General features: G+C 65.0%; 24 protein-coding genes. 9 read left to right on the top strand and 15 right to left on the bottom strand.

The window, feature by feature from the left end; genetic code table 11:
- Window positions 1-65: 65 nt before the first annotated feature.
- Window positions 66-944 (bottom strand): alpha/beta hydrolase, encoded by an 879-nt coding sequence (locus tag AOT87_RS21095; RefSeq protein WP_030096817.1) that lies wholly within the window; start codon window positions 942-944, stop codon window positions 66-68.
- A gap of 145 nt (window positions 945-1,089) precedes the next feature.
- On the opposite strand from AOT87_RS21095, the gene AOT87_RS21090 reads away from it, so the two are divergent.
- The 3 genes from AOT87_RS21090 (at window position 1,090) to yhjD (ending at window position 4,062) form a co-directional block, all read left to right on the top strand.
- Window positions 1,090-1,917: an exodeoxyribonuclease III gene (locus AOT87_RS21090; protein WP_057968592.1), complete on the top strand. Its 828-nt coding sequence runs from the start codon at window positions 1,090-1,092 to the stop codon at window positions 1,915-1,917.
- Window positions 1,918-1,979: 62 nt separating this feature from the next.
- Window positions 1,980-3,014, top strand: coding sequence for a tryptophan--tRNA ligase (gene trpS, locus AOT87_RS21085; protein WP_030096819.1), 1,035 nt, complete (start codon window positions 1,980-1,982; stop codon window positions 3,012-3,014).
- 19 nt (window positions 3,015-3,033) lie between these two features.
- Window positions 3,034-4,062: an inner membrane protein YhjD gene (gene yhjD / locus AOT87_RS21080; protein WP_030096820.1), complete on the top strand. Its 1,029-nt coding sequence runs from the start codon at window positions 3,034-3,036 to the stop codon at window positions 4,060-4,062.
- Window positions 4,063-4,066: 4 nt separating this feature from the next.
- Here the strand turns inward: yhjD and AOT87_RS21075 are convergent, their stop codons facing one another.
- Together AOT87_RS21075 and AOT87_RS21070 are read right to left on the bottom strand one after the other, a co-directional pair.
- A complete protein-coding gene (locus AOT87_RS21075; protein WP_057968611.1) occupies window positions 4,067-5,353 on the bottom strand; it encodes a D-alanyl-D-alanine carboxypeptidase family protein in 1,287 nt (428 codons plus the stop codon).
- Between the two features lie 76 nt (window positions 5,354-5,429).
- Window positions 5,430-6,440, bottom strand: a complete 1,011-nt coding sequence (locus AOT87_RS21070; RefSeq protein WP_030096822.1) for an SMP-30/gluconolactonase/LRE family protein — start codon at window positions 6,438-6,440, stop codon at window positions 5,430-5,432.
- A gap of 33 nt (window positions 6,441-6,473) precedes the next feature.
- Here AOT87_RS21070 and AOT87_RS21065 point away from each other — a divergent pair, with 33 nt between their 5' ends.
- A complete protein-coding gene (locus tag AOT87_RS21065) occupies window positions 6,474-7,382 on the top strand; it encodes a sigma-70 family RNA polymerase sigma factor (RefSeq protein WP_030096823.1) in 909 nt (302 codons plus the stop codon).
- Here AOT87_RS21065 and AOT87_RS21060 read toward each other — a convergent pair.
- From AOT87_RS21060 to sdhC, 5 genes are all read right to left on the bottom strand, one after another.
- The gene (locus AOT87_RS21060; protein ID WP_057968593.1) at window positions 7,379-7,987 is read right to left on the bottom strand and encodes a carboxymuconolactone decarboxylase family protein; all 609 of its coding nucleotides are present in this window, start codon (window positions 7,985-7,987) and stop codon (window positions 7,379-7,381) included. The genes AOT87_RS21065 and AOT87_RS21060 overlap by 4 nt on opposite strands.
- Before the next feature lie 113 nt (window positions 7,988-8,100).
- The gene (locus tag AOT87_RS21055) at window positions 8,101-8,883 is read right to left on the bottom strand and encodes a succinate dehydrogenase iron-sulfur subunit (protein ID WP_030096825.1); all 783 of its coding nucleotides are present in this window, start codon (window positions 8,881-8,883) and stop codon (window positions 8,101-8,103) included.
- A gap of 1 nt (window position 8,884) precedes the next feature.
- Window positions 8,885-10,639, bottom strand: a complete 1,755-nt coding sequence (sdhA, locus tag AOT87_RS21050; protein ID WP_030096826.1) for a succinate dehydrogenase flavoprotein subunit — start codon at window positions 10,637-10,639, stop codon at window positions 8,885-8,887.
- A gap of 14 nt (window positions 10,640-10,653) precedes the next feature.
- Window positions 10,654-11,136 carry a succinate dehydrogenase hydrophobic membrane anchor subunit gene (locus AOT87_RS21045; RefSeq protein WP_044105172.1) on the bottom strand — a complete coding sequence of 161 codons (483 nt, stop codon included), beginning with the start codon at window positions 11,134-11,136 and terminating at the stop codon, window positions 10,654-10,656.
- Window positions 11,133-11,555: a succinate dehydrogenase, cytochrome b556 subunit gene (sdhC, locus tag AOT87_RS21040; RefSeq protein WP_075874154.1), complete on the bottom strand. Its 423-nt coding sequence runs from the start codon at window positions 11,553-11,555 to the stop codon at window positions 11,133-11,135. Before sdhC ends, AOT87_RS21045 begins: the two co-directional genes overlap by 4 nt.
- Window positions 11,556-11,814: 259 nt before the next feature.
- On the opposite strand from sdhC, the gene AOT87_RS21035 reads away from it, so the two are divergent.
- From AOT87_RS21035 to AOT87_RS21025, 3 genes are read left to right on the top strand one after another with little or no spacing between them, the layout of a single operon-like run.
- Window positions 11,815-12,213, top strand: coding sequence for a cytidine deaminase (locus AOT87_RS21035; protein ID WP_057968594.1), 399 nt, complete (start codon window positions 11,815-11,817; stop codon window positions 12,211-12,213).
- Complete coding sequence (locus AOT87_RS21030) at window positions 12,213-13,502, top strand: thymidine phosphorylase (protein WP_030096830.1); 1,290 nt, start codon at window positions 12,213-12,215, stop codon at window positions 13,500-13,502. Before AOT87_RS21035 ends, AOT87_RS21030 begins: the two co-directional genes overlap by 1 nt.
- Complete coding sequence (locus AOT87_RS21025) at window positions 13,499-14,587, top strand: adenosine deaminase (protein ID WP_030096831.1); 1,089 nt, start codon at window positions 13,499-13,501, stop codon at window positions 14,585-14,587. Before AOT87_RS21030 ends, AOT87_RS21025 begins: the two co-directional genes overlap by 4 nt.
- A gap of 16 nt (window positions 14,588-14,603) precedes the next feature.
- On the opposite strand, the gene AOT87_RS21020 is transcribed toward AOT87_RS21025, so the two are convergent.
- The 3 genes from AOT87_RS21020 to AOT87_RS21010 all read right to left on the bottom strand — a co-directional run bounded on the left by AOT87_RS21020 (window position 14,604) and on the right by AOT87_RS21010 (window position 18,054).
- Window positions 14,604-15,932, bottom strand: coding sequence for a hypothetical protein (locus AOT87_RS21020; protein WP_057968595.1), 1,329 nt, complete (start codon window positions 15,930-15,932; stop codon window positions 14,604-14,606).
- 95 nt (window positions 15,933-16,027) lie between these two features.
- The gene (locus AOT87_RS21015) at window positions 16,028-17,026 is read right to left on the bottom strand and encodes a GAF domain-containing protein (RefSeq protein ID WP_057968596.1); all 999 of its coding nucleotides are present in this window, start codon (window positions 17,024-17,026) and stop codon (window positions 16,028-16,030) included.
- 53 nt (window positions 17,027-17,079) lie between these two features.
- Window positions 17,080-18,054, bottom strand: coding sequence for a GAF domain-containing protein (locus AOT87_RS21010; RefSeq protein ID WP_030096834.1), 975 nt, complete (start codon window positions 18,052-18,054; stop codon window positions 17,080-17,082).
- A 367-nt stretch (window positions 18,055-18,421) separates the two neighbouring features.
- Between AOT87_RS21010 and AOT87_RS21005 the strand changes: the two genes are divergently transcribed.
- Window positions 18,422-19,165 (top strand): FkbM family methyltransferase, encoded by a 744-nt coding sequence (locus AOT87_RS21005; protein WP_057968597.1) that lies wholly within the window; start codon window positions 18,422-18,424, stop codon window positions 19,163-19,165.
- Window positions 19,166-19,176: 11 nt separating this feature from the next.
- On the opposite strand, the gene AOT87_RS21000 is transcribed toward AOT87_RS21005, so the two are convergent.
- From AOT87_RS21000 to AOT87_RS20985, 4 genes are read right to left on the bottom strand one after another with little or no spacing between them, the layout of a single operon-like run.
- Window positions 19,177-19,518, bottom strand: a complete 342-nt coding sequence (locus tag AOT87_RS21000) for a YbaB/EbfC family nucleoid-associated protein (protein ID WP_030096836.1) — start codon at window positions 19,516-19,518, stop codon at window positions 19,177-19,179.
- Complete coding sequence (locus tag AOT87_RS20995; protein WP_193606327.1) at window positions 19,518-19,871, bottom strand: hypothetical protein; 354 nt, start codon at window positions 19,869-19,871, stop codon at window positions 19,518-19,520. The genes AOT87_RS21000 and AOT87_RS20995 overlap by 1 nt, the downstream gene beginning before the upstream one ends.
- The gene (locus AOT87_RS20990; protein WP_030096838.1) at window positions 19,846-21,192 is read right to left on the bottom strand and encodes a C40 family peptidase; all 1,347 of its coding nucleotides are present in this window, start codon (window positions 21,190-21,192) and stop codon (window positions 19,846-19,848) included. Before AOT87_RS20990 ends, AOT87_RS20995 begins: the two co-directional genes overlap by 26 nt.
- Window positions 21,193-21,194: 2 nt before the next feature.
- The gene (locus tag AOT87_RS20985; RefSeq protein WP_030096839.1) at window positions 21,195-21,521 is read right to left on the bottom strand and encodes a hypothetical protein; all 327 of its coding nucleotides are present in this window, start codon (window positions 21,519-21,521) and stop codon (window positions 21,195-21,197) included.
- 292 nt (window positions 21,522-21,813) lie between these two features.
- Here AOT87_RS20985 and upp point away from each other — a divergent pair, with 292 nt between their 5' ends.
- A complete protein-coding gene (gene upp, locus AOT87_RS20980; RefSeq protein WP_030096840.1) occupies window positions 21,814-22,455 on the top strand; it encodes a uracil phosphoribosyltransferase in 642 nt (213 codons plus the stop codon).
- Window positions 22,456-22,462 lie beyond the last annotated feature (7 nt).

Raw genomic sequence — 22,462 nt, 5'->3', positions numbered from 1 at the left:
CGAGTGTGAAACCTGGGCGGCGAATCAGTCGAAACTCCGCCACAGGTTCACACTCGACGTGATCTCTAGCCGACGTCGGAGGCCGCGGCGCGCTTGGCGGCGACCAGCGGGTCGATCAGGTCGGTGATGACCTCGGTGACCTGACCGGGCGCTTCCAGCATCGGCACGTGCCCCATGCCCGCCAGGGTGATCCGCCGTGCATCGGCAGGCAGGCCCTGGCTGATGAGCTTCCCGAAACGACCCGGGGGCACGATCTCGTCCTTCTCACACAGCACCAGCTGTGCCGGCACCGAGATGGTGTTCAGGTTCTGCAGGCCCGGTGCCGGCAGAATCGACGACAGCGACGGCAAATAGGCCGGGCAGTGCGTGATGTCCTCGAAAATGCTGTGGAAGTCCGGCAGGCTCAGCGCCTCTGTCTCGCCGCAGAGGGCGCGGGCGGTGGCGAACTTGACGAACGGCAGGCCCGCCGCACGGCGGCCCAACAGCCGGGAGAACGCCAGCCAGGGGAGCATGGCCGCGAACTTCACCACGATCTCCGCCTTCAGCGGCGAGTACTTGGTCCAGCCGCCGGCGGGCGCGATGGCGGTGACACTGCGAGCCCGGCCGCGTAGCGCCAGTCCCAGCGCGATCCAGCCGCCCAGTGAGTTACCCACCAGATGGGCGGTCTCCCAGCCCTTCTCATCCATGATCTCTTCGACCTGGTCCAGGTAGGTATCGACCGAGCGCTGCGACAACGGAGGCAGCGCGGGCAACGGTCCGCCGCCGTTGTGTCCGGGGTAGGTGGGTGCGAACACCTCGTATCCGGCGTCGGCGAGCTGCTCGGCCACGGTCTCCCACACCGACTGCGACAGCATGAACGGATGCAGCAGCAAGACCGGCTCGCCCTCACCCATCTCGATGGGCGCCCGCTTGCTCGACGACTTCGACAAAATGGCTTCCAGCATGCGGTCCTCCTAGTGCGCCAACATCAGCGTTGACATTACTGTCTGTTGCGTCAACTTACCGTGCCCCGTGGTGCCCATCACTGTCGGCTGTTCTTCGCCTCAGCGGCTCATCACTGTCAGACCTCTCGACTATCGTCGGCGATCGATGAGCACCGAGAAGATCACCGTCACCACCATCAACGTCAACGGCATTCGTGCCGCGGTGAAAGAGCGGTCCGCGGAGAACCGGGGGTTGCTGCCCTGGTTGGAGCAGACGACCGCCGACATCGTGTGTCTGCAAGAGGTGCGCGCGGAGAACGAGCAACTCCAGGAGGCGCTGGCACCGGCGCTGGCCGCGGGGTGGCACGTGGTGAACGCCTCGTCGAGCGTGAAGGGACGTAATGGCGTGGGGATTCTCAGCCGCGTCCCGGCCACCTCGACCAAGGTCACGCTCGACGCCGATGGCGGCGAGTTCGACGAAGCCGGGCGGTATCTGGAGGCCCAGGTCGGCGATCTCACGGTGGCGAGCATCTATCTGCCCACCGGGGAAGCGGGCACGGCGCGCCAGGACGAGAAGGAACGATTCATGGCGGCGGTGGGCGCCAGGATGGCCAAACTGGTTGCGAGCGGGCGCGACACGGTGATCTGCGGTGATTGGAACATCGGGCATACCGAGCGAGACATCAAGGCCTGGAAGGCGAACCAGAAGAAGGCCGGGTTCCTGCCGGAGGAGCGGGCCTGGGTCGGCTCATTGCTCGAGGCCGGATGGGTCGATACCTTCCGGCTGCTGCACCCCGATGTTGACGGACCGTACAGCTGGTGGTCGTGGCGGGGTAAGGCCTTCGACAATGACGCGGGCTGGCGCATCGACTACCACCTGGCGACCGCCGATCTGGGGCAGCGCGCACACGCGGCGCGGGTCGAGCGCGCCGACGCCTACGCGCTTCGCTGGTCCGACCATGCGCCGGTGACGGTTGAGTACCGGCTGCACTAGCCGATTGAGCGTCCTGTGCTCGGGTAAATGGTTTTGACCGGTCATGCCAGGATGGATGCACTATGACTGCCGACAGGACCGCTGAAACCGCCGCCCGGGGACGCCTGTTCTCTGGGATTCAACCCACCGCCGATTCTCTCCACCTCGGAAATGTGTTGGGCGCGGTGCAGCAGTGGGTGCGGTTGCAGCACGAATACGAGGCGCTGTTCTGTGTTGTCGACCTGCATGCCATCACGGTCGCGCAGGACCCCGAGGAGCTACGCCGACGCACGCGCGCAGTAGTTGCCCAATACGTGGCGCTGGGTGTCGACCCGGCCGAGAGTGCGATCTTCGTGCAAAGCCATGTCCCGGCGCATACCGAATTAGCTTGGGTACTGGGATGTTTGACCGGCTATGGCGAGGCGTCGCGGATGACGCAGTTCAAGGACAAGTCCGCCAAGCAGGGGAATGACGCCACCACCGTCGGTCTGTTCACCTATCCGGTGCTGATGGCCGCCGACATCCTGCTGTATCAGACGAATGTGGTGCCGGTGGGCGATGATCAGCGTCAGCATCTCGAGCTGACACGCGATGTGGCGCAGCGGTTCAACGGCCGCTATGGCGAGACCTTCGTGCTGCCGGAGACATTCGTGCCGAAGAATGCGGCGCGGATCTACGACCTGCAGGACCCGACGGTGAAGATGAGCAAGTCCGCCTCGACGCCCGCCGGGTTGATCAACTTGCTCGACGATCCAGCGGTCTCGGCCAAGAAGATCAAGTCGGCGCAGACCGACAGTGACCGGGAGATTCTTTTCGACAGGGAAGCCAAGCCAGGTGTTTCGAACCTGCTGAGCATCCAGTCCGCGCTCACCGGCGCCGATATCGACACACTCGTCGACGGCTATGCCGGGCGGGGTTACGGCGACCTGAAGAAGGACACCGCCGAGGCGCTTGTCGAGTTCGTCACGCCGGTGCGCGACCGGACAAACGAGCTGCTCACTGACACCGCGGCGCTCGACGACATCCTGGCGGCAGGTGCGGCGCGCGCCAGGGAGCTGGCAGAGAAGACTCTCACCGAGGTCTATGACCGGATAGGGTTTGTCCGGCCCGCGAGGTAGCGAACAGTAGAGGCGGTGAGTGGTGGCCGAAGACGATAAGCCTGGGATTCTCGACCGCTATCGCGCAAGGTTTCCCTGGTTCGACCACATCATGCGCATGCAGGAGCGCTACCAGAAGGTCAACGGCAACTTCTACGCCGCCGGAATTACGTATTTCACCGTCTTTGCGCTGTTTCCGCTGATGATGGTCGGATTCGCGGTCATGGGCTTCGTCTTGTCCAGGCGGCCGGACACGATTGCGGAGTTACGGGGCCGAATCAGCGGGGCGATCTCCGGCGAAGTGGGCAATCAGCTAATCAATCTGATGGATACCGCGATTGCCTCGCGTACCAGCCTGGGCATCGCGGGCCTTGCGACGGCGGCCTGGGCCGGGCTGGGGTGGATGGCCAACGTGCGGGCGGCACTGAGCGCCATGTGGGAGCAGCCCAACGACTCCGACGGGTTCGTACGGGGCAAGCTCTCAGATCTGGTGGCATTGGGGTCGACGTTCGTGGCGCTGGCTCTCACCATCGCGGTCACCGTTGTCGGTAATGAGAAAACGATCCTGCGCATACTCGGCTGGTTCGGGCTGCATGACGTCTCGATACCGGCAGTGCTGCTCAAGGTCGTCACCATCGCCATAGCGACCGTGTTGTCGTGGGCGCTGTTCACCTGGATGATCTCGCGGCTGCCCAGAGAGCGGCTGCCGTTCTCCAGTGCGGTGCGGGCCGGGCTCATCGCGGCGATCGGCTTCGAGCTGTTCAAACAGGTCGCGTCGATCTATCTGAGCGTGATCATGCATGGTCCCGCGGGCTCCACGTTCGGTCCGGTGCTGGGCATCATGGTGTTCGCCTACATCACTGCGCGTCTGCTGTTGTATGCCACCGCGTGGGCGGCCACCTCCGATGAGAACCGGCCCTTTGTCTATGTGCCGCCGCCCGAGCCGGTGGTCATCACTACGCGGATCGAGACCGTCGAGCGGCCCACCAAGCTGGGTGTCCTCGCCGCCTTCGGCGCTGGAGCTCTTGGTGCTCTGGGTATTTCGTGGCTAGGCCGCGGCGGCGACTAGCGGTTTAGGCCTGGCGGCGGTTGAGTGATCGCGCCGCCAGGATGAGACCGAAGACGATCATCGCGCCGATGATCGTCACACCCACCCGGACCGGGACGCTGTTGACCGCATCAGTGGTGAGACCGGCGGCTTGGGGCGTGGCCGCGTTGTCGGCATGCGGCTTGGTCAGCAGCGCAGGGTCGGGATCGACGAGCTTGCCGATCGAGGCGTCGCGTGGCGTCGAGAACCCGTAGTCGAGTAGGTGGGCGGCCTGCTCCCACGGAGCTATCGGAAGACGCGTACCCCGCAGCATGGTGACCACCAACCGGCGGCCGTCACGCTCGGCGGCGCCGACAAAGGTCTGTTGCGCGTCGTCGGTGTATCCGGTCTTTCCGCCGAGCGCGCCGGGGTAGTTGTAGAGCAGCCGGTTGTCGTTCGTCATCTCGTAGGCCGGATGATCGTCGGGCTCACCCGGTTTGGCGGGATGGCCGGGGAAGGTCGCCTTCGGAGCCGACACCAGATCGGCGAAGGTGGGGTCTGCGAATGCGTACTTGTAGAACAAACCCAGGTCGTAGGCCGAGGTGCTCATGCCGGGGCCGTCGAGACCGGAGGGGGTGGCAACCCGCGTATCCCGCGCGCCGAGTTTCTGCGCCATGTCATTGATCTTGGCGACGGTCTCCGACATGCCTCCGAGCTGGACGGCCAGCGCGTGTGCGGCGTCGTTGCCCGAGTTCATGAGCAGACCGGTGAGCAGCTGCCGGACGGTGTAGGTGCCGCCGACGTCGACACCGACTCTGGTGCCCTCGCTGTTCGCGTCTTCTTGGGTACCCACCACCGCCTGGTTGAGGTTCAGGTTGTTGATGGCCTCCATGGCGACCAGCACCTTGATGACACTGGCGGGTCGGTGCCGGGCGTGGGGGTCCTTGGCCGCCACCACATTTCCCGTGTTCAGGTCGGCGATGAGCCAGGATTCCGCAGAGACGTCATTGGGGACGGGCCCCGCCCCGTTAGGAGTGATCACATCGCAGCTTCCGAGCATCTCGCCGCCGATGGGCTTGGCGGGCACCGGGAGTGGCGCGGGCGGATCGCCACCGGCCTTGGGAACCTCGGAGGTGTCGACTGCCGGTGGCGTGACGACCTTGTAGGGGCACCCGCTGGTATCCGGCGGCGTGAACCCGGGCTCGGCAGTAGCCAACGGTGTGCTCATGGGGAGGGCGGCGACGATCAGCCCGGCGGCGGTGGCCGCGGCGAAGCGCGTCGCGGCTGCTCGCAGCGACGGGCGGCGATCGGGCGCAGGAATCCAGGTGGTCATCGCCTTGCCACAGTAAGTGACCACCACCCTGAACTGGGGGATGTTACGCCTGTGTCGGATGTGACTTCTGGGTCGACTACTCCGACGGCGCGATATCGGCCAGGTTGATATGGCCGACGGCCGACGATCCAATGCAGCCCAGCCAGAGACGCCCGCCGGACTCCACGACGCCGGTCGTGGTCTGTAGCAGTGGGTCGCGCCCGCGGATGTTCACCACCGCGGCCCCGGTGTCCGGATTGAACGCGACAACCCAGGCGTCGGCCGCGACGGCGGGCTGAATCGATTCCGGAAGCCGCCAGAGGAGTTTGCGTAGCAGCGGAGCGCGCGGCACGAGTGTTTCCAGCGCGGCATTGCGCGGCCCCGCCATCGCGACCCAGATCCGGCCATCGGAGCCGGTGCTGATGTTGTCCGGCATGCACGGCAATTCCTCGACGAGCCTGGAGGTCTGTCCCTGCGCAGAACCCGACAGCGCGATCGTGCTCAGGCGCCGGCCAATGGTTTCGGCGTACACCAAGCGAGACTCGTCGGCGGTCAGGGTGACGCCGTTGGTGAAGTACAACCCGTCGGCGATGGTGGTGACGGTGCCGTCGACATCGCGGCGGAATACCCTGCCGGTGCCGCGGCCCTCGATGGCGGCAGCCCGATACTCCTCGAAGGGGAAACGTGCCGTTGACTCGCTGAAATAGATTGTCCCATCGGATGCTTCGGTCACATTCGAGCAGAAGATGAGTGGAGAGCCATCGACCTTGGTGACAAGTGGCTCGATATCTCCGGAGGCCGGATCGAGGGCCAGCAGCTTGTCGCGGCTGCAGATCAGCACGCGTCCATCGCGCGCGACATGCAGGCCCAGGGGTGGGTGCTCGGTGGTCGCGATGTGTGTGACCTCGGCGCCGTCGGGGGAGATACGGAGCATCTTTCCGTCCACCACACCGGTCCAGATGTTTCCCGCGGCATCGGCCACGACATCCTCGGGTCCATGACCCGGGAGCGGCACCACCGTGAGCGGGGGTAGGGGCCGTGGGTTCAGGGATAGTGCCCGCACTCCGGGCGGCTGCCAGCGGACGGGGTCAATCGACGGCTTAGCCATGGGCTCACCTTATTGCAGGCCTAGGCTCAAGAGGTGGCAGTTCCGGTTCGCGATCGCACCGACGAGTTCGAGGCGCTGCGCCCTCGGTTGCAGGCGGTGGCCTACCGCCTCACCGGCAGCGTCGCCGACGCCGAGGACATCGTCCAGGACGCGTGGTTGCGCCTGCACTCTACGACCGTCGAGATCGAGGACCTCGCGGCGTGGCTGACCACCGTGGTATCCCGGCTGGGCCTGGATCGGCTGCGGTCGGCCGTCTATCGCAGGGAAACCTATGTGGGGGAGTGGCTTCCGGAGCCGGTGGTCACCGGTTTGGACGGCAATGATCCGCTGGCCGTGCTGGTGGCCAGTGAGGACGCGCGCTTTGCGGCGATGGTGGTGCTGGACCGTCTGGCACCCGATCAGCGCGTGGCCTTCGTCCTGCACGACGGATTCTCCGTGCCCTTCAAGCAGATTGCCGAGATCCTCGGCATCAACGACGCGGCCGCGCGTCAACTCGCCACGCGTGCGCGTCGGACGGTGAGTGCGACGCCGCAGCCGGTGGGTGATGCCGAGCATAATGAGGTGGTCGGCCAGCTGCTCGAGGCCCTCATGTCCGGCAGTGTGGAAGCCGTTGTCCGACTGTTGCATCCGGATGTGACGATGACGGGGGATTCCGATGGCAAGGCACCCACCGCGGTGCGGGTCATCCGCGGCCCCGACAAGGTGGCGCGCTTCCTGCTCGGATTGCTGGACCGTTACGGCCCGCAGATGATTCAGGCCATCAATCCGGCGTTGGTGAACGGACAGTTCGGCATGTATCTGACCGAGACAGACACCGACCCGGATTTCAGGCCGGTGCTGCCCCGGGTCAGTGGATACACCGTGCGCGACGGCAAAGTGCTGGCGGTCTGGGATGTGAGCAATCCCGACAAGTTCAGCGGCACGCCGTTGCGCAGGGGCTAGGCGTCCGCTGTGTCCTCGATAGCCCATGGAACCCGGCAGGCATCGCCGGAATTGAAGCCCTGCTCGGTGATTCCGAGGGCGGCGTAGGTCCGGGCGCGCATGTTCTCGACGCCGACCTGGTAGGTCAGCTCAATCACCCCGGCGTCACCGAACCGCCGGCGTAGATCCTCGACCTGCTCGTCGGTGATGTCATGCGGATTGCCGGTCATCGCATCGGCATAGGCGATGGCTGCCCGCTCGTCGTCGGTGTACAGCGGCGAGGTCGCATAGTCGTCGATGGCCTTGAGGCGCTCGACGTCCAAGCCGTCGAGCCGCTGCAGCATGGAGCCGAAGTCGACGCACCATGAGCAGCCCACCGTGCGGGCGGTCCAGAACACCGCGAGTTCTCGCACGCTGGCCGGCAGAACCTTGGATGCGCTGCCCAGCATCTGCTCGTGCATCGCGGCGGCCACCATCAGCTTGCGGTGGTGGGCGAGCACCGTAAACGGTTCGGGCACTTGGCCGTATCGCCGCTTGGCGACCCGGTACATGATGCGTGTGAGCAAGGAGGCTTGTTGCGGGGGGACGGGATTGATACGGGTTGTTCTGCGTGATTGTGCGGTCATATCCGTATGACGAGGCAGCCCTCGGATGTGTGACAGGGCGCGCCTCGGCATAGAAAAAACCGCCGGGCGTGAGCATTGGCGCTCACACCCGGCGGTGCAGACGGATCGATCGGTTAGCGCGCGAACATCAGTGCGCGCTTGACCTCCTGGATCGCCTTGGTGACCTCGATACCGCGCGGGCAGGCGTCGGTGCAGTTGAACGTGGTGCGGCAGCGCCACACCCCGTCCACGTCGTTGAGGATGTCCAGGCGCTCGGCGGCGGCCTCGTCGCGGCTGTCGAAGATGAACCGGTGTGCGTTCACGATCGCCGCGGGACCGAAGTAGCTTCCATCGCTCCAGAACACCGGGCAGCTGGTGGTGCAGCAGGCGCACAGGATGCACTTGGTGGTGTCATCGAAGCGCGCGCGGTCGGTCTGGCTCTGGATGTGCTCACGTGTCGGCTGGTTGCCGCTGGTGATCATGTACGGCTTCACGGCGCGGAATGCGTCGAAGAAGGGTTCCATGTTGACCACGAGGTCCTTTTCCACCGGCAGCCCGCGGATCGGCTCGATGGTGATGGTGAGCGTCTTCTTGGGCTTCTTGGGCAGCAGATCCCGCATCAGGACCTTGCAGGCCAGCCGGTTGACACCGTTGATGCGCATGGCATCCGAGCCGCACACGCCGTGCGCGCAGGAGCGGCGGAAGGTCAGCGTGCCGTCCAGGTAGCCCTTCACGTACAGCAGCAGATTCAGCAGCCGGTCCGTCGGCAGGCACGGCACGCGGAAGCTCTGCCAGCCGGCGGCGTCCGGATCTTCGGGGTTGAAGCGCTGAATCTTGAGCTCCACCATGACCGCGCCCTCGGGGACCGGCGGCAGCGGCGGGTCGCCGGCTTCGGCTTTCTCGATAACCGCAGTCATCTCAGTACTTCCGTTCCATCGGCTCGTACCGGGTCTGGACAACGGGCTTGTAGTCCAGCCGGATATCGGACAGCAGCTCGGCACCCTGCTTGTACGCCATGGTGTGTCGCATGTAGTTGGTGTCGTCCCGGTTCGGGTAGTCCTCGCGGGCGTGGCCGCCGCGGGATTCCTTGCGGTTGAGCGCACCGACCACGGTCACCTCGGCGAGTTCGAGCAGGAAGCCCAGCTCGATGGCCTCGAGCAGGTCGCTGTTGTAGCGCTTGCCCTTGTCGTGCACCGTGATCCGGCTGTACCGCTCCTTGAGCCGGTGGATGTCCTGCAGCGCTTGCTTGAGCGTCTCTTCGGTGCGGAACACCGCGGCGTTGTTGTCCATCGACTGCTGCAGCTCGGTGCGGATGTCGGCCACGCGCTCGTCACCGTGCTCGGAAAGCACGTCCGCCACCCACTGGGTGACCATCGTGGCCGGGTTCTCCGGCAGTTCGACGAAGTCGTGGGAGTCGGCGTACTCGGCTGCGGCGATACCCGCCCGGCGGCCGAACACGTTGATGTCCAGCAGCGAGTTGGTGCCCAGCCGGTTGGCGCCGTGCACCGAGACACAGGCGCACTCGCCCGCAGCGTACAGCCCGGGAACCACGTTGTCGTTGTCGCGCAGCACCTGTCCCTTGATGTTGGTCGGGATGCCGCCCATCACATAGTGGCAGGTGGGGTATACCGGAACCAGCTCGGTGACCGGGTCGACACCCAGGTAGGTACGGGCGAATTCGGTGATATCCGGCAGCTTGGCTTCCAGCACGTCGGCACCGAGGTGGCGCACGTCGATGTAGACGTAGTCCTTGTTGGGGCCCGCGCCGCGGCCCTCCAGCACCTCGAGAACCATTGAGCGCGCGACGATGTCGCGAGGTGCCAGGTCGACGATGGTGGGGGCGTAGCGCTCCATGAACCGTTCGCCGTCGGCGTTGAGCAGACGACCACCCTCGCCGCGCACGGCTTCGGAGATCAAGATACCCAGACCGGCAAGGCCTGTCGGGTGGAACTGGTGGAACTCCATGTCCTCCAACGGAAGTCCCTTGCGGAACACAATGCCCAGGCCGTCGCCGGTCAGGGTGTGTGCGTTGGAGGTCGTCTTGTACATACGGCCCGAACCGCCGGTGGCGAAAACGATTGCCTTGGCGTGGAACACATGGATATCGCCGGTCGCGAGCTCGTAGGCGACCACGCCGGTGGCCACCGGGCCGTTGGGCGTCTCGGTGAGTACGACATCCAGTGCGTAGAACTCGTTGAAGAACTCCACGTCGTGCTTGACGCAGTTTTGGTACAGCGTCTGCAGGATCATGTGCCCGGTGCGGTCGGCGGCGTAGCAGGCGCGGCGCACCGGCGCCTTACCGTGGTCGCGAGTGTGGCCACCGAAGCGGCGCTGGTCGATTCGACCCTGGGGTGTCCGGTTGAACGGCATACCCATCTTCTCGAGGTCGAGGACGGCGTCGATGGCCTCCTTGCACATGATCTCCACGGCGTCCTGGTCGGCGAGATAGTCGCCGCCCTTGACGGTGTCGAAGGTGTGCCACTCCCAGTTGTCTTCCTCGACGTTGGCCAGCGCGGCGCACATGCCGCCCTGGGCGGCGCCGGTGTGACTGCGTGTCGGGTACAGCTTGGTCAGTACCGCCGTACGAACGCGAGGTCCGGCCTCCACCGCGGCACGCATACCCGCGCCGCCCGCGCCGACGATGACGACGTCGTACCGATGTTCCTGAATCATTGTGGAAATCGCCCCTAACCGATGTTCGGGTTGAAGGTCAGCAGGACGTACGTGCCGAGCACAACCGTGAAGATGATCGACAGTGCCAGCAGGCAATTGAGCCAGAACCGGGTCGAATCCTTACGGGTGTAGTCGGCGATGATCGTGCGCATGCCGTTGCCGCCGTGCAGCTGAGCCAGCCACAGCATCGTCAGATCCCAGGTCTGCCAGAACGGGCTCGCCCAGCGTTGCGCCACGAAGTTGAAGTCGAGGCGGTACACGCCGTTGTCCCACATCAGCATGATGAACAGGTGGCCCAGGGCCAGGAAGATCAGGACGATGCCCGACAGACGCATGAAGATCCACGCGTACTTCTCGAAGTTGGGCATACCCGATGCCCGCCGGGGTGCGCGTGGATTGTCCAGTGCGGCAGGGCGGTCGTAGTTGCGCTCCATGACGGGAGCGAGGCGGCCACTGGCGCGCGCACTCGCGTTCGGACCGGTCTGAGGTGTTGTCATAGGAAACGCTCCGCCATGTGCATGAGAATCCGGGTTACCGCGGGAACCATCACCACAAACCAGACGCCGCCGATGATCCACAGCATGAGCCGCTGATAACGCGGGCCCTTGGACCAGAAATCGACGAGGATTACCCGGACGCCGTTGAGTGCGTGGTACAGCACCGCCGCGACCAGGCCGAGTTCCATCAACCCGACGATCGGGGTCTTATAGGTCTCGATCACCGAGTTGTACGACTCGGGGCTCACCCGTACGAGTGCGGTATCCAAGACGTGGACAAAAAGGAAGAAGAAAATCGTGGCACCGGTAATGCGATGCAGGACCCAGGACCACATTCCTGGATCACCACGGTATAGCGATCGCTTGAGGCGATTACCTTCACGGCCAGATGTGGCCGTATCGGGCGTCGCAGTCGTCACGTGGGCCTCCAACACCAATGGTGGACTGGGGCCAAACGGCGCGGTAAATGGGGGCGTCCATGACGCGCAACCGATGGCCCAACGGTGGTCGGCGAACCGTCATCCGAACTCTAAACCCATTCCGAGGTGGCGCCGAAATCGCGTGAGCGCGAAAAAGCGCCGAAATGCACCGTACTCCAAAGTAAGTTAGGTAAACCTTGCACGAGCAAATGATGAGCCGACGCGACTCTCATGGGGTCGACAGGGAGGATTCCCGATCATGTTGATCGACTGGAATGAATTGCGGGACAAAGCATATGCGATAACCAAGCATGCATATGCGCCCTATTCGAAGTATCCGGTGGGTGCGGCCGCGCTCGTCGACGATGGTCGGGTCATCGTCGGCTGCAATGTGGAGAATGTCTCATATGGGCTAGGTCTCTGTGCGGAGTGTTCTGTGGTGTGCGCCCTGTTCTCCACCGGTGGAGGGCGGCTGGTTGCGCTCTCCTGTGTCGATTCGCGCGGTGAGGCCCTGATGCCCTGTGGCCGGTGCCGCCAGCTACTTCTCGAACACGGCGGCCCTGACCTGCTGATCGATCACTCGGATGCGCCACGAAGACTCGCGGAGCTGCTCCCGGAGGCTTTTGGCCCCGATGACCTGGAACGAGGCCGGATCTGATGGCAAACATGTACACGTTCGATATGCCGTCGATCATCGCTGCCAAGCGTGACGGCGGAGAACTGAGTCCGGGAGCCATCGACTGGCTGATCGGCGAATACACCCGTGGCGCCATCGGTGAGGAGCAGGTCGCGGCGCTGCTGATGGCGATCTATCTGCGCGGGATGAACTCCGCCGAGACGACGGCATGGACCGCGGCGATACTGGCCTCGGGGGAGCGGCTGAATCTGTCCGGTCTGTCTCGCCCGACCGTGGATAAACACTCCACCGGTGGCGTGGGGGACAAGATCAGCCTGCCGTTGGTCGCGGTCGTGGCCGCCTGCGGGGCGGCGGTGCCGCAGCTGTCCGGCCGCGGTCTCGGGCACACCGGCGGCACGCTGGACAAGCTTGAGTCCATCGCGGGCATCCGGGTCGACCTCACCAACGAGGAGATACGTCACCAGCTTTCCGATGTCGGGGCGGTGATCTGTGCGGCCGGGGCCTCATTGGCGCCTGCCGATCGAAAGCTGTACGCGTTGCGGGATATCACCGGCACCGTGGAATCGATTCCGCTCATCGCCGGGTCGATCATGAGTAAGAAGCTGGCCGAGGGCACCGCCGCGCTGGTCCTCGACGTCAAGGTGGGCGCCGGGGCATTCATGAAGTCCGAGCAGCAGGCGCGCGAATTAGCCTCGGCGATGGTCGATCTGGGCACCGCACACGGAGTTGCCACCAGTGCGCTGCTGACCGCGATGGATACCCCGCTCGGGGCCACCGCGGGAAACGCGGTCGAGGTGCAGGAATCGCTTGACGTGCTGGCGGGGGGAGGGCCCGATGACGTTGTCGCCCTCACGGTGGCTCTGGCCCGCGAGATGCTCGCCGCTGCCGGTATCGACGGCAAGGACCCGGCTGCGACGTTGACCGACGGCACCGCGATGGACGTGTTCCGGGCGATGATCAGTGCGCAAGGCGGGGATCTTTTGGTGCCGTTGCCGGTCGGCCAGTGCCAGGAGACTGTGCTCGCTCCGTCCAGTGGTGTGGTGCATCACATCGATGCGATGCCGGTTGGGGTCGCCGCGTGGCGGCTCGGGGCCGGGCGCAGCCGTCCCGGAGAGTCGGTACAACATGGCGCGGGCGTGCGTATTCACCGGCGCCCGGGTGAGCCGGTGGTCGCCGGCGAACCGCTGTTCACGCTGTACACCGATACCCCCGAACGGATGCCCGCAGCGCTCGACGCGCTGGAAGGTGGATGGGGTATCGGTGCGGCGCCGCCCGCTGCCGCACTCATCATCGATAGACTTTCGGTGTGACGGCCGAACTTGATTTGGTGTCAATCACCCAGGCTCCCAAGGCGCTTCTGCATGACCATCTCGACGGGGGGCTGCGGCCCGGCACCGTCCTGGATCTGGCCCGGGAATCTGGGTACGAGAGCCTGCCTGCCGAGGACGAGAGTGCCCTGGCTTCGTGGTTCCGTACCGCTGCGGACAGTGGCTCTCTGGAGCAATACCTGGAGACCTTCGCGCACACCGTGGGTGTGATGCAGACGGCGGCGGCGCTGCACCGCGTGGCCGCCGAGTGCGTGGAGGACCTCGCGGCCGATGGCGTGGTGTACGCCGAGGTGCGCTTCGCCCCCGAGCTGCACATCGATGCCGGCCTGACCCTCGACGACGTCATGGACGCCGTGCTGGCCGGTTTCGCCGACGGGGAACGGCAGGCGAGCGCGGCCGGCAAGCGCATCAAGGTCCGCACCCTGGTCACCGCGATGCGGCATGCGGCACGGTCGCGGGAGATCGCCGAGCTGGCTGTGAAGTTCCGCGATCGGGGTGCCGTCGGGTTCGACATCGCCGGAGCCGAGGCGGGCTATCCGCCGAGCCGCCACCTCGATGCCTTCGAGTACATGCGTAATGCCAACGCCCGGTTCACCATCCACGCCGGTGAGGGGTTTGGATTGCCCTCGATCCACGAGGCGATCGCCTTCTGTGGTGCCGACCGGCTGGGCCACGGTGTGCGCATCGTCGACGATATCGACATCGATCCGGACGGTACGGCGCATCTTGGCCGGCTGTCATCGCTGCTGCGTGACACCCGCGTGCCGTTGGAGCTGTGCCCCAGCTCGAATGTGCAGACGGGAGCGGTCGCCAGCATCGCCGATCATCCCTTTGACCTGCTGGCACGGTTGCGATTCCGGGTGACCGTGAATACCGACAACCGGCTGATGAGCGATACCTCGATGAGCCGCGAGATGCTGCGGCTCGTCGAGACGTTCGGGTACGGCTGGAGTGATCTTCAGCGGTTCACCATCAACGCGATGAAATCAGCCTTCATCCCGTTCGATGAACGGCTGGCGATCATCGATGACGTGATCAAACCCGGATACGCGGTCCTGATCGGTTAAACCGGCTAGCCGCGCACTACTCGCGGCGCAGCCGCGCTTCCATGGCGCGCTCCAGCGTCCGCCAGCTCTCGGCCGCATCGGCGAAGGGGCCCTTCGGCTCGTCGTGCTTATCCGGTTCGAGCAGATGCCCGACCAGCTTGCCCAGCGCGGTGTCACCATCCAGCTCGGCGTCGACGCTGTCATCCTCGGAGTATTCGGCGACATCGGTCAGCAGCTCCACCGCCAGCTCGAGCTGATCGCGGTCCACCTCGTCGATGCCGTCTTCCAGGTCATCGGCCAGGCCCGTGAACACGTAGATGTTGTCGTCGGTGATGTCGATCCGCAGCGAGCCGTCGGTGGCGGCGGTACGGATGTCGTCATAGGTGCTCAGGTCGGACAGGTCGTGATCGTGCTCGTCGGCCAGATACCGGGCCAGTGCCCGCTCGGAACCGAACACACTGATTCTTCCGTTGCGTCCCAGGAAGATCGGCTCGTCGTTGAGGTAGCAGCGCAGTGTGTAGAACGTCCCCGAGTTGGTGATCATCTGGATCGGGTCGATACCGACTTCCAGCCAGAAGTCCTCGTCGCCGCCCAGAACCGGGGCGTCCTCGTCTTCGGTGTCGTCGTCCTCGGTGTCTTCGTCTTCGTCGCCGGACTCGTCGTCAGCGTCGTCGTCGGAGCTCTCGGCGTTCGAGTCGGATTCCTCGTCGAGCAGTTCCAGCTCGTCGTCATCCTCGAGGTCGTGCTCGTTGTCGACGGCATTTTCCGCGGCAGCAAGCAGCTCGGCATCGGCGGCGGCGGAGAGCTCCTCATCGACATCCGGGGTGGCGGCGATCTCGTCGATGGCATCGACCACCGAGTCCCAGGACTTGCCCACGATGGCACCGATCTGGTTCCACCGCTTCAATCCGTCTTTACCCGTGAAGCTTTCGGCCCCGCCCGACAGCGTGCCCAACACGGGGTTGCCGTTGATGAGCTTGTTGATGGGTGCCAACTCGCAGACCGCGCCGATGGAGGCCACGATCGCCAACGTGGCGCGCAGCGTGTCGACGGCGTCCTCGCTCGGCTTGTCGGCAACCAGCTCCGGCACCCCGATCAGATCGAAGCGATTGTCGTCGTCGGGCTCGAGTTCGTCGGCCGACAGTGCACCCAGCGTTGACCACGCGGGATGATCGACCAGATCGTTGTCGTTGTCGGTCCGTACGAAGGCCACCAGATCGGCCACCGACTCGAACACGTACAGATCGTCGTCCTTGCCGAGAAACGCCTCCCACTCGTCTCCGGCGTCGCGCCACCGCGGGGCCCACAGAGTGACCACGTCACCCTCTGTGAGCCCGAGTTCGATGGGAACGATGTCAGCAGCCATGCGGCAAGCCTAGCCAGAACGGCTGAGTTGAGCGAAAGACCCACCGCGAGAGCCGGCACACGCGCGGCGAACAGAGCTGCCCGGACCCCGGTGGTCTACGACTGGGCATTCGGCCGCGGCGCGGCCGTCAGGGTGACAAGAGCCGCAAAAGCATTGTCACGCAACGCGAATCTTGTGGCCGAGGCGTGCAGTTGCAGCCACCCGCCGGAGACAGCGCGCACCCGGAGCACCCCGGTGGTCGACCCTGTCCGCAGCTCTTCGCGCATGTTCCTCGCCACCGCGGCGTCCTCGGGATGGATGCTCTCGGGCCGATCGGGGTCGTAGCGCCATGCCAAGTCGGGGTAGGGCGTGTCGATCCATTTGAGGACGGCGAAGGTGTCGACGTTGATCAGCACCCGATGTGCTCCAGGGATCGCGACCGCATCCAGGATCTGCTGCGCCAGTCCCACCCGAGGTTCAGCGGGACTGTTCTGCACCCGTGTGCACACGATCCTGTTGATGCGCGCCACGGTCCCTGTCGCATCGGTTTCCTTGGACGCCCGCCCGGCGTAGTGGACTTGAAGGGTGTTTCCCTGGTGGTCGGCGGCCAGGCATGTTCCGCAGAACGTCGACTCGAGTTCGGGGTTGACGGCGTTGGCCATCAACTCGATGTTGTGTGGACTCGGCAAGACGGGGGCAAGGCCTTCGGCAATGGCTTGTTTCTCGGATCTGTTCTGTGGGTCGAAACCCATCACGTCGAAGTACCCCTCGGTGAGCGTTGTGACCGAGGTGTCCAGATCGCCCAGGCACGCCCCCGCAACGGGACGCGGCGGCGGCTCGAGGTCTGCCGGTCCAAACCACACCTGGACGCCGTGAACATGCACCTGTCCCATCGCTATCGGATGCACGCGCACGATGCGATCCCGTGCCGGCGTGAGGGCCTCTGCGGGATCACCCGTGCGACGGCAGTCGGCGATCGCCGCCTCGATCAATGGGCGGTGCCGGTTGCGGCCCAGCACCGATTCGAGCGGAGTCATGTTGCGGGCCTGCGATCCGATAGCTATGACCGTGGGCACGTCACTCAGGGTCTCTAGCAGCATCCAATCGCCGGCCATGCCGGGATGTTAGCAATTTTTGAGTGAAGATCCGGTGGGTGCGTCCGGCACCGCTACCGGCGCCGATGAGTGATGAGAGCGACGGTCGCATCCTCATTGAGCCGAACGAGTTGGGTAGAGCAGTGCAGCGGTTCCCAGCTGTCGTCGTGGCAGCGGAACCGGATTACCGCCTCGGTCGCACCAAACACGGCGTTATCGATCATGAAGTTCAGGTTCGCCTGGTCGTCCGGGTGAATCTTGGGGCGACCCAGCGGGTCGAATTCCCAATGCCATTCCGGGGCAGGAGGATCGATCCACTTGATCAATTTCCGCGAAGCGATCATGACTAACGCGCGATACATGCCGGGTTCGGCGGTGGCCTCGAGGATCTGCTGCTCCAGCAGCGGGACCGGCGGCGCCGGCTGGCCGACTCGCAGGTTGATCGCGCGCCCCAAACGCTCGGGGACGCCCTGCTGGTTGGGTTCCAGAACCAGTCGGCTGGCGAAATGGCACAGCGTGGGATTGCCCTCGCTGTCCACACCGGGCCAGGTGGCGCTGTAGGTCATGCCTTCGGTCGCCGTCACGATGAGCCCCAGGACATCTGTTTCGCCCGGATTAGGCGCCAGGTAGCGATACAGCTCGGGCATGCTGATGTGGGCATGCGGCTCGGTGGGAGCCATTCCCATGGCCAGGGCGGCACCGTCACTGATGTGTAGGGCGCCGGTATCGGCGTTGAGCACCACCGCACCGCCCTCGCGCGGGGGATCGGCGGAGGGGCGTGCTGCGCCCGTCCACAGCCAGACCCCGTGCACGCGACCGTCGGGCATGGCGATCGGCCGGATGTCGATCACCGAATCCGAATCGGGTGGCCCGATGCTCGCGGCCTTGTTTGCCTTTGTCGCCGCAGTGATGACTCGGCGAATCAGACCGAGATTTCGATTACGGCGCAGGAACGCGCTGAGCGGAATCATGTTCCGCGGCTGACTGCCGGAGGCGATGACGGTGGGCTCGTCGCCAAGTGTCTCCAGCAGAAGCCACTCGCGTGCCACCTTCGGATGTTATCAGCGGAGCACATGCCGGCGATCGATCAGCGCTCGGTGTTGAGCAGGGCCGCGAGTATTCCGAAAAGGTTGCGCTGGGCAGGTCAGACGCGATATTTTCTGCTGGCTCCCGCGATCGGCGGGCTAAGTGCGGACCCTGTCTCTTCGGGCCGCGCCCGCAGCGTGGATGCGCTCTGTGTGGTGGCCGTTCGGCCGATCACACGCGTGCATTTTGGTCGCCGCGAGCACCTACCGGTGCACATATGAGGGGTCGGTAGGTGTGACGGTGACCCCCGGCGCCTCATCGGGTCGGGTGACGTGTGATTCCTTGGCGCAGATCCGCCTTCGTCTTTTCCGCTAATGTGCCCACGTGAGCATGCCGGCGCTGAGAATGGCGCAAACCTATCTGCCGTTTCTGCGGCCGCTCAAGTTCGGCGCGTACAACATGGGCACTCGGCTATTCGGGTGGCGCATCGATCCCGAATTCCGCCTCCTGGGCCGCTTGGGGCCCATCTCGGAGGCGGTGGACATCGGCGGCAACTGGGGTCAGAGCATCTGTGCCCTGCAGCGCACGGCGGCGCCGGAGCGGATCGTTAGCTTCGAGCCCAATGCGGTTCTGGCTCAGCGGCTTAGACGTCGATATGAAAGCAAGACCGTACACGTGCATGCCTGCGGACTCTCCGACGCGGACGGTACCTTCGATCTGTTCGTTCCCCGATACCGGAACTTCGTTTACGACGGTCTGGCCTCCCTCGATGAGAACGAGGCGCGCGGCTGGCTCAACCCGGACACCCTGGCGGGGTTCGACGCATCCAAACTGACGATCGAGCGCCATCCCGTACAGGTTCGGCGGCTTGACGACTTTGGCCTGGACCCTCAGGTGATCAAGATCGATGTACAGGGTCTGGAGGCCGCGGTCATTCGTGGTGGGCTAGCCACGATCGCCGCATCACGTCCGGTGATGATCATCGAGACGCCGTCGGATGAAGTGGTGTCCCTGCTGCAGCCAGCCGGGCTGAGGCCGTACGCCTATCGAGACGGACGGCTCAGCCAACACTGGCGGGACACCAAAAATACGGTCTTCCTGACCGATTCGCACCGAGACCGCGGGGATTTGTAGCTCGAAAACCGTTACGGCTGCGGATTCTTGAGATCCGCCAAGAGTTGCGCTAGCACGCGTTCGCGGTGATCGAAGGCCTGGCCCGCGGCGGCGGCCGCGGTGGCCACCACGATCTGTCCGACGATCTTGGGCGACAGTTTGGTGACAGAGTCGTCGAGTCGCAGGTTGGTCAGCGCACCATTGCCGTTGGCTTCCGCCTCGACATGCCCCTGCGCCGAACGTGCCCATCCGCGAAGGCCTTTCAATTCCTCGACGGCGCTGTTCAGAATGTGGCCCCCGGCACGGGCCCGCGTCATGGTCTCCTGATACTGCTGTTCGAGTGCCCGGAAGAAGGTGAGGTCAGGCTCGGTCATCAGGATCTCCTTTCCAGCTGCTCTTCGGACTGCCGCAGCTCGATGTCGGCGACTTGAGCGGGCGTCGCGAGACCGATCTTGTCGAGGAGGTATTCGGGGATGCCGCTTTCGGCAAGCTCCTCGCGCCGTGCCGCACCGCAGCGCGCCGCACCGAGCTCGCACAGGTTCTTGATCTCCTGTGCCAGTGCCGACGCACCACGACTAAGCATGTCGGGTTCGATGTGAACCTCAAGCGGCAACCCGAATTCTGAGACCTTGACCCGCAGCGTGCGAGCACGATTTGTCATATCAATGCTCGCACGCGGTTCGGGCCGCGGCACCCCTGAACTAGGAAGTGGGTCGGTAGAATCCATGGAATCCCTGCCCGGCGTTGGTGGTGCGGATCGGGGAGATCTGCACCGGATCACCGGCCTCGACCATCATGCCGTTGCCGATCACCATGGCGACGTGGCCATCCCACACCGCCAGGTCGCCCGGCATGACAGATCCCTGATCCACCCGGACACCCACACCCTGCTCCTGAGCAAGGCGGGGGATGTCGACGCCGGACTCGCCGTAGGCCCACTGGGTCAGGCCACTGCAGTCCAGACCGACGCCCGGCTTGGTGCCACCCCACTCGTAGGGCACACCGACCTGGCTGAGCGCTTTGCGCACGGCTTCCGCCGCGGCCGCGTTCGGGGCCTGGCTGGTGCTGCCATCGGGCAGGAACAGCTGCGCGCCCTTGCCCATGCTGCGCGGGTCAAGCAGCATCTTGGCCGCACTTGCGTTGGAGCTGCCCAGTCCGCTGCTGGTCCCGCCCGCGGTGGAAGAGGCGTGGCCGCCACCGGCACCGAATGGGTTGGCCAGCGCACCGGCGGCAATACCGCTCATGTTGGCGCCGCCCAGGGCGCTACTTGCGCCACTGGCGCCACCACCGCTGAGCATGCCGGTGAGGGCCTGCGGAATCTGACCAAGGCCCTGACCCATGGAGCTCATGGTCTGGGTGACGCCGCTCGCGACGCCCGACATCGCCTGCGTGCCCGCTTGGAGGCCGCCCTGCATGGCCGACATCGCGGGCTGGACGCTCCCGGACGCGGGGGTGGAGGGGTTGCCCATATCGGCACCCGCCATCCCCGTGAGTTCGCCGGCCTGTCCGGCCAGCTCTCCTTCAAGCTGTGCGGTGTGCTCGGCGACTCGCGCTGTGCATCGGCTGGCGGCTTCTGCCAACTCCGCGGCAACCCCAGGAACCCAGAGCAATGGTGTCAATGCCTCGGAGGTGTGTTGGAACTCCTGGAGGGCTTCACCGATCAGGGCGCTGGCCCGGCCGGTGGATTCTGATGCCTGTCCGACATTGGCGCCCATGGCGCCGCTGCGGGTGGCCATGCTGCTGAGCGCCTGACCGGCCATGCCAGCGAACTGCCCCAGAGCCTGGGCCGCCGCACCGGCGAAGGTGCCGATGAGCTGGCTTCCTGCCTGCATGCCCTGTTGCATGACCTGTTGCATGACCTGCATGCCGCCCTCCAGCATCTTGCTGGGGTCCTGGCCCTCCTTGAACTGGCCGTTACCGACGGTGCCCGCCATGTCCATGGCCGGCCCGATCAGCCCCGCGGAGAAGGGGTTGTTCTCGAAGCTCGGGTAGTTCGTGTTGACGGCCTCGGACAGACGGCTGGGCGAGATTGGACTTGTCTCAACCATGGTTACGCCTCGATTCCTTCGACGGTGGCGCTGATGTTCTGGCCGATGTTGTCGTCATCGTCGTCGTAGCCCTTGCTCGCCACATTGGTGGTGACACCGGACTCGGTGACGCTCATGGCGAGCTGACCGACGTCCAGCCCTTGCTTTGCGGAGGTTGCGGCGAATGCGCCCAGGTAGTGCGCGCCAATCGGACCGAAAATCGGCGCCAGTGCGGCGACCGGGAAAATGCTGACTGCGGTGCCTACCGCCGCGAGCGTTCCGCCCATACCCAGCTGAGCTCCGCCAACGCCACGCAGAATGTCTGTGTCGGCTGCTAATCCGTCTGCCATGTCCCCTCCATCTCTCCGGTGGTTCGGCTACCGCCTATTTTCGGGCAGTTTTCGCCTTGTACTTGGATACGACGGGGGTGGTCGCGATTCGGTTCCATCTTTCTCAAACTTTTTGAAAGATTTTTTGGCAACGTGGCCACCCCGTTGTATTACCTGCTCAGCATAGCTGGCTTGGCTTTGCCAGGAACGATAAAGAGGCGCAGAGCCGTACTGTGCCGAAAGTGACGCCCATCACATGCCTCCCGCCCCTGGGATCGGCTGGATCGAAGCTTGCTGTTCTAGGGTCTGGAGCATGCATGTGCACGTAGTCGAGCATCCGCTTGCCGCGGCCCGGTTGACCACTCTTCGCGATGCCGGCACGGACAACGCGGCCTTCCGCGCTGCGCTGCGGGATCTCACCCTGATGCTGGTCTATGAGGCGACCCGCTCGGCACCGGTGGAGTCCTCCGCGGTGCACACACCGGTGGCGGTGACGACGGGGTTCCGTTTGGCCAATCCGCCGTTGCTGGTCCCGGTCCTGCGGGCGGGGTTGGGGATGGTGGATCAGGCACATGCCCTCATTCCCGAGGCGCGCGTCGGGTTCGTCGGCATGGCGCGCGACGAGCAGACATGGCAGCCCACCCCGTATCTGGAATCTCTTCCGGCCGACTTGTCGACACAACCGGTGTTCGTCCTGGATCCGATGCTGGCCACCGGTGGTTCGATGGTCCATACGCTCGATCTGTTGCATTCCCGCGGTGCCTCCGACATCACGATGTTGTGTGTGGTCGCGGCGCCGCAGGGGGTCGAGGCGGTCCAGGAGGGCGTTGCGCGCTACGGTCCGTCGACATCCGCGCGGTTGTTCACCGCCACCATCGACGAGGGTCTGAACGACGCCGCATACATCGTGCCGGGCCTGGGCGATGCCGGCGATCGTCAGTTCGGTCCCAGATAAGTCGGGC

The organism is Mycobacteroides sp. H003 (assembly GCF_001440135.1).
GTDB lineage: Bacteria > Actinomycetota > Actinomycetes > Mycobacteriales > Mycobacteriaceae > Mycobacterium > Mycobacterium gwanakae.
Note: the sequence above shows the minus strand (reverse complement) of the source record. Positions and strands in the feature narration are given on the sequence as shown.